At 63.3% G+C, this 5,293-nt stretch carries 2 protein-coding genes; both read left to right on the forward strand.

What is annotated here, in order from left to right:
* The first annotated feature begins 460 nt into the window (after positions 1-460).
* Positions 461-1,672: an efflux RND transporter periplasmic adaptor subunit gene (locus NMG80_RS05085; RefSeq protein WP_254017133.1), complete on the forward strand. Its 1,212-nt coding sequence runs from the start codon at positions 461-463 to the stop codon at positions 1,670-1,672.
* The gene (locus NMG80_RS05090) at positions 1,669-4,851 is read left to right on the forward strand and encodes an efflux RND transporter permease subunit (RefSeq protein ID WP_254017134.1); all 3,183 of its coding nucleotides are present in this window, start codon (positions 1,669-1,671) and stop codon (positions 4,849-4,851) included. The genes NMG80_RS05085 and NMG80_RS05090 overlap by 4 nt, the downstream gene beginning before the upstream one ends.
* Positions 4,852-5,293 lie beyond the last annotated feature (442 nt).

Genomic DNA, 5,293 nt, shown 5'->3' on the forward strand with positions numbered 1-5,293 from the left:
GTTGTACAGTATGGTCAAAACGACCAAATAGTCAATATGAATCATGCAGCGGTGTGAATTCAATAGCTGCTCGGCCGCAAGCAGCGCTTCGCGAGATATCCGAATGGCGACCAAGCTCACCCGCTTCGAGTACAAGGGGCGAGTGCAATGAGACGTTTGTGCTGGGACACCTCTACGCGAGAGCGGCACTGTTCCTCCCGACAGAACCGCCGCACGTCGGGATGCGCAATGGCTTGTCAGATCCGCTTTAGCTCGAGCGCATGGCGATGCCTACGCAGCAACGCGAGATGTGCGTTCGCGCTCCCCGGTTAGCCGCTTCCTTGTCAAGGTTGATGATGTTCCATGTTTCTATAGCAAGCTGTCGGTTGTGGTGGTCAGCTCAAAAAGATAGATTTGTGCGGCACACCCGCTACCTAGATGTTACGGACTTCGCATGAAGGGCCGATTACGAGGGGTAACCATGGTTCACACTGCACGCCTCAGCCACGATTCTCTGGCCGCCCCCTCCAGCAGAAACGTCCCTGCAAAATGGCTCGCCGCCGCGGCCTTCGCGGCGATCGGCTTGCTCGCGGCCCCGGCCGCACAGGCGCAGGAAGCGCCTCCCGCGCCCGTCGTCACGGTAGCCAAGCCGCTGGTGCGCGATATCGTCGAGGACGATGAGTTCGTCGGCCGTTTCGAAGCCGTCGACCAGGTTTCGCTGCGCTCCCGCGTCGGCGGCTATCTCGACCAGGTCCATTTCCAGGACGGTACGCTGGTCAAGCAGGGCGACCTCCTGTTCACCATCGACCAGCGGCCATTCAAGGCGGCGCTGAACCAGGCGCAGGCGCAGGTCGATTCGGCCAAGACCCTGGTCGAATTCAGCAAGATGCAGTTCGAGCGCGCCGAGACCCTGTCGCGCGAAGGCAACATACCGGTTTCGACACTGGACGACCGCCGCCGCGAATATCTCGCCGCCCAAGCGCAACTGGACGGCGCGGAGGCGGCACTTGAAAACGCAAGTCTCGATCTCGAATTCACCGAGATCAAGGCGCCGTTTTCCGGCCGGGTCGACCGCCGGCTCATCTCGCCGGGCAATCTGGTGCAGGCCGACCAGACCGTGCTGACCACCATCGTCTCGATCGACCCGATCAACTTCTATTTCGACATCGATGAGCGGACCTACTTCTCTTATGCGCGCGACGCCCGCGAGCGCGGCGGCGTCATGCAGGAGGGCGCCGGCGGCGTCGATGTTGTCGTCCGTGTCGCCGACCGTGATGAAGCGACGTTCAGGGGCAAGCTCGACTTCGCCGAGAACCGTCTGGACGAAGCTACCGGTACGATGCGGGCCAGGGCGCGCTTCGACAACAAGGACGGCGTGCTGCAGCCGGGCATGTTCGGCCGCATCAACGTGCCCGGCTCGCTGCCGCATCCGGGCGTGCTTCTGCCTGACGAGGCGATTGGCGCCGACCAGAACCGCCGCATCGTCTTCGTTGTCGACGAGGCAGGCCTGATCTCGGCCAAGCCGGTCCGCACCGGCCCGCGCATCGACGGCTATCGCGTTATCCGCGAGGGCCTCACCGGCGAAGAAACCGTGGTAATCAACGGGCTGGTGCGAGTGCGGCCGGGCGTCACCGTCAAGTCCGAGATGACCACGTTGCCGCCCAAGGTTGAAGCCGAAGGGCAGACGCAATGAACTTCGCCCATTTCTTCGTCAACCGCCCGATCTTCGCGGCGGTGCTGTCGATCGTGCTCGTGCTCGTCGGCGGCATCGCCTATACGCAGCTTCCGGTCGCGCAATATCCCGAAATCGCGCCACCGACCATCGTGGTGCGCGCCTCCTATCCGGGCGCCGACGCCGAGACGGTCGCCGCGACCGTGGCGACGCCGATCGAACAGGAAATCAACGGCGTCGAGCACATGCTCTACATGTCGTCCTATTCCTCCGGCGAAGGCTCGATGTCGCTCACCATCACCTTCCGCCCCGGCACCGATCTCGACGCGGCGCAGGTGCTGGTCCAGAACCGCGTCTCGATCGCCGAAGCGCGCCTGCCGGAAGAGGTGCGCCGGCTCGGCATCACCACGGCGAAAAGTTCGCCCGACCTGATGATGGTCATCCATATGCTGTCGCCCGACGACACATATGATCAGCTCTACGTCTCGAATTATGCGCGTTCGCGCGTGCGCGACGTCCTGCTGAGACTGGACGGCGTCGGCGACGTGCAGATCTTCGGCGAGCGCGAATATTCGCTGCGCATCTGGCTCGACCCGGAAAAGCTGTCCGCCTACGGCATGACCGCAGGCGACGTAGTCCAGGCGCTGCGCGACCAGAACGTCCAGGTGTCGGGCGGCTCGATCGGCGCGCCGCCGATTGGCGACGGCTCGGCCTTCCAGTATACGGTCACCACGCAAGGGCGCTTCGAAGAAGCGCGCGACTTCCGCTACGTCATCGTCAAGTCGACCGAGGACGGCCGCTTGATCTCCCTGCAGGACGTGGCGCGCATAGAGCTCGGCGCCAGGGACTACGTCACCAATTCCTATCTCAACAACAAGGCGGCGGTGGCGCTCGGCATCTTCCAGCGGCCGGGCACCAATGCCTTGGCCTCGGCGGAAGAAATTCAGAAGACCATCGCGGAGCTTTCGAAGGATTTTCCGGAGGGGCTGGCCTACGAGATCATCTACAATCCGACCGAGTTCATCGCCGAATCTATCAACGAGGTCTATGTCACCATCGCCGAGGCGATTCTGCTGGTGGTAATCGTCATCATCGTGTTCCTGCAGTCGTGGCGCATGGCGATCGTGCCGATCGTGGCGATACCGGTCTCGCTGATCGGCACGCTTGCCGTGCTGCTCGCCTTCGGCTTCTCGCTCAACATGCTCACTCTGTTCGGGCTGGTGCTGGCGGTCGGCATCGTTGTCGACGACGCCATCGTGGTTGTGGAAAATATCGAGCGGAACATCCGGCTGGGGCTCGCTCCGCGCGCCGCTGCGCACAAGACCATGGATGAAGTGGGAAACGCGGTCCTCGCGATCTCGCTGGTGCTGATCTCCGTCTTCGTTCCGGCGGCTTTCATTCCCGGGATTTCCGGCCAGTTCTACCTGCAGTTCGCCATCACCATCGCGGTCTCCACCGCGATCTCCGCATTCAACTCGCTGACGCTTTCGCCGGCTCTCGCTGGCGTGCTTTTCAAGCCGCACATCGAGCAACATTCGAACTTCTTCCTGGCAAGGTTCGGCCGCGCTCTGGCGAAAGGGTTCAACAACGGGTTCGACAGGATGGCGGACGGCTATGCGTGGCTGGTGCACAGACTGGTCGGCACAACTCTGGCGCTTGCCGCCATGCTGCTCGTCTTCGCAGGCCTGCTCTACGCGACCTATCACATGCTGCAGACGGTGCCGCGCGGCTTCATCCCGAACATGGACCAGGGTTATGCGATCGTCGTCTTGCAATTGCCGGAGGGCTCTTCGCTCGCCCGAACGGACGCAGTCATCCAGAAGGCGTCGGATATCATCCGCGAGACGCCGGGTGTCGCCAACGCCGTCGCCTTCGCAGGATTCAACGGCGCGACATTCACCAACGCCAGCAATTCCGGCGTGATCTTCGCGCCATTCAAGAGCTTCGAGGAACGGCTCGAGAGCGGCGATACTTCCGACAAGATCATCGGCACGCTGTTTGGCAGCCTGCAAAGCATCCAGGAGGCCTTCATCATCGCGCTGCCGCCGCCGCCAGTGCGGGGCATCGGCAACTCCGGCGGCTTTAAGATGATGCTCCAGGAGCGCAACAGCGCCGACATGCGGCCGATTCTGGCGCTGACCAACGAAATCGCCGGCAAGGCCAACCAGACGCCCGGGTTGATGGGCGTCTTCACCACCTTCTCGGCCTCCAGCCCGCAATTCTTCCTGGCGATCGATCGCGACAAGGCGCGCATGCTGAACGTGCCGATCCCCAACATCTTCGAGACGCTGTCGATCAATTTAGGCACCGCCTATGTCAACGATTTCAATGCCTTCGGTCGCGTCTACCAGGTGCGGGCGCAAGCCGACCAGGCTTTCCGCATCGATCGCGACGACATATTGAAGCTGAAGGTGCGCTCGGCGGCCGGCGACCTGGTGCCGCTCGGCACACTGGTCGAGATCCGCGACGTCACCGGCCCCTCGCTCGTGCAACGCTACAACATGTATGTCTCCGTGCCGCTTCAGGGCAATGCAGCGCCGGGTGTTGCCACGGGCACGGCGCTCGACCTGATGGAGGGGATCGCAGCCGAATCGCTGCCGCAGGGCACTTCCTTCGAATGGACTGAACTCGCCTTCCAGGAGCGGCAGACCGGCAACACGGCGGTCTTCATCTTCGGCCTGTCGGTTCTGTTCGTCTTTCTGGCGCTCGCCGCGCTATACGAAAGCTGGATTACGCCCTTCGCCATCGTGCTTATCGTCCCGCTCAGCGTGCTGGCCGCCCTCTTGGGCGTCGCCTTCCGCGGTCTCGACAACAACATCCTCGTGCAGATCGGGCTGATCGTGCTCATCGGCCTGGCGGCGAAGAACGCGATCCTGATCGTCGAGTTCGCGCGCCAAGGTGAGGAGCGCGGCCTTGACGCCGTCGAGGCGGCTGTCGAGGCCTGCCGGCTGCGGCTGCGGCCGATCCTGATGACGGCATTCGCCTTCATCCTAGGCGTGGTGCCGCTAGTGATAGCCAGCGGGCCTGGCGCGGAAATGCGCCAATCGCTCGGCACGGCCGTGTTCTCCGGCATGCTGGGCGTGACGTTGTTCGGCCTCTTCCTGACGCCGGTCTTCTACGTTGCTCTGCGCAGGACATTCCGGCGCAGGCGGCCTGAAGCCGGCCCGACCCTGGCTTCCGAGAGCGGCTCAGCCGAGTAGACGCCGAGCCGATGAGGCGCCGGGTTCAGGCTGAAGCCGGACCGGCGGGTTCCTGGATCTCGCGGAGGGATGGATCGGCGATCCATCCCTCGAGCGGATCGAGATGTTCCGGCGCGCCGTATCGCTCGCTTCGCATCGGTGGGCGATCTGGCCGACGAGCTTCGGCAACTTGCGGCCACCCAAGGCGCGGTCGGGATGCTGACCGGCGCTTTTGTGGCCGTCCAGCGCTGCGACCTGCCACGCTCCGTTGGATGCTGGCTCGCGGATGCACTGCTGGCCGCAACGGCTGGGCTGGAACCATGCAACACCGCTTCTGGGCGGCGAGGCGGCTTTGGCTATGAGTGCAGGTAAGTCCCGCAGGACGGTGACCGTCATCGCGGCAACAGCTCCAGTTCGCGATCAAGGGGATAGTACGACGGCGCGATAACACTTTCGCTCTCGT

The organism is Mesorhizobium escarrei, from assembly GCF_935825525.1.
Classification (GTDB): domain Bacteria; phylum Pseudomonadota; class Alphaproteobacteria; order Rhizobiales; family Rhizobiaceae; genus Mesorhizobium; species Mesorhizobium escarrei.